This is a genomic window from Streptomyces sp. NPDC005070, from assembly GCF_053600395.1.
Genome location: NZ_JBSFZS010000449.1, coordinates 1 through 1,715 on the forward strand (window position 1 = coordinate 1; position 1,715 = coordinate 1,715).

A 1,715-nucleotide genomic window follows, 5' to 3' on the forward strand; every position below is an offset into this window, starting at 1 on the left:
GCCTAATGGGAGGCGAAGGCCGGCGAGTGTTGGCCTTCGTGGGCGCGAGTCGAGCCTTTGAGTATGCCCGGGCCTGAGAGCTCTGTTGACAAGACGAGGCTGGCTCGCGCCCAGCAATCGGGGCAGGAGTATTCGGATCCAGCCGTGGTTCGTTCTGCAGGGGCCTCGAAGAGGTCTTGTTGCTGCGGGACGGCCCGGCTGCGGCTCTCGAACGGTTGGCTGTTCGTAGTCCGAGCCGGTTGCGCGGATCACTTCTCAGCTCTGCCTTGAGCTTTCAGCTCTGACGCGGACCGAGGGCCGTGTGACTCGCTGGGGTTGCGAACGGCTGGTGGGATGACGTGCCTTGAGCACTTCCATTAGGGAGCACGCGCACCCTGCACAGGCTCTGACCTGGGAAGAGAGTTGTCACGAAGGAGGAGCCGGATGGAGATCACCGGATTACCGACGACAGTGTTCTGCGGGGTGGACTGGTCCGAAGACCATCACGACATCGCCCTGGTCGATGCGGGCGGACAGCAACTCGCCAAGGTGCGGATCAGCGACGATGCCGCAGGGTTTGCCCAGCTCATGGCTCTGCTGGCCGAGCACGGCGACAGCGAGGACACGCCTATTCCGGTGGCGATCGAGACCTCCCGCGGATTGCTTGTTGCGTGTCTGCGGGCCACTGGCCGAGCGGTCTTCGCAATCAATCCGCTGGCGGTCGCCCGCTACCGGGACCGCCACTCTGTCGCCCGCAAGAAGTCGGACGCCGTCGACGCCGCGGCCCTGGCCAACATCCTGCGAACCGACATGGCCGCCCATCGCACGCTGCCGGCGGACTCCGAGCTCGTCCAGGCCATCGCCGTGCTCGCCCGGGCCCAGCAGGACGCCGTCTGGGCCCGCGGCCAAGCCCACAACAAACTTCGCTCCCAGCTCAGGGAGTTCTATCCGGCAATCCTCGACGCCTTTGCCCAGCACAAGCACGGCCTGTGCTCAAGGGAGGCCCGCAGCATCCTCGCCGCGGCGCCGACCCCGACATCGGCCGCGAAGCTGACACGGCGGCGTCTGCAGTCACTGCTCAAGCAGGCCGGCCGCGTCCGCGGCATCCAGGCCGAAGCCGAACGGCTCCACGAGGTCTTCACACGCGACTACCTCCACCAGCTCCCGCAGGTCGAAGCGGCTCTGGGACATCAGACTTCCGCTCTGCTCAGGCAGCTGAACACCGCCTGCGACAACGCCGACCAGCTCGAAGAGGCCGTCACTCAGGCCTTTGAGGAGCACCCAGACGCTCCGATCATCCGCAGCTTTCCGGGTCTGGCCGCGCTGACCGGTGCACGGGTCCTGGCGGAGATCGGCGACGACCGGACCCGCTTCGCCACCGCTGGATCCCTCAAGGCCTACGCGGGAAGCGCCCCCGTCACCAGAGCCAGCGGCAAAAGCTGCAAGGTCATGAGCCGGAAGGTCAAGAACCAGAGACTGGCCGCCGTCGGCTACATCTGGGCCTTCAACTCTCTCACCAGATCGCCAGGCGCCAGAGCCCACTACGACCGCCGAAGGGCAGCCGGCGACCGCCACGTCGCAGCACAGCGGAACCTCTTCAACCGCTTCATGGGCATGCTGTTCCACTGCCTCCACAACGGCCACACCTACAACGAAGCAGTCGCCTTCCCACAGGCCTCAGCAGGCCTCAAGGCAGCGGCGGCTTGACGCTTATCCGCGTGGGATGTCTTGTCGGC

The 1,715-nt window shown here is 66.2% G+C and carries 1 protein-coding gene; it reads left to right on the top strand.

The window, feature by feature from the left end; genetic code table 11:
• The first annotated feature begins 423 nt into the window (after positions 1–423).
• Complete coding sequence (locus ACWEBX_RS40120; protein ID WP_451889631.1) at positions 424–1,686, top strand: IS110 family transposase; 1,263 nt, start codon at positions 424–426, stop codon at positions 1,684–1,686.
• Positions 1,687–1,715 lie beyond the last annotated feature (29 nt).

Bases quoted from the DNA above. Each gene is read 5' to 3' on its own strand.
- ACWEBX_RS40120 (WP_451889631.1), top strand. From the start codon at position 424: ATGGAGATCACCGGATTACCGACGACAGTGTTCTGCGGGGTGGACTGG.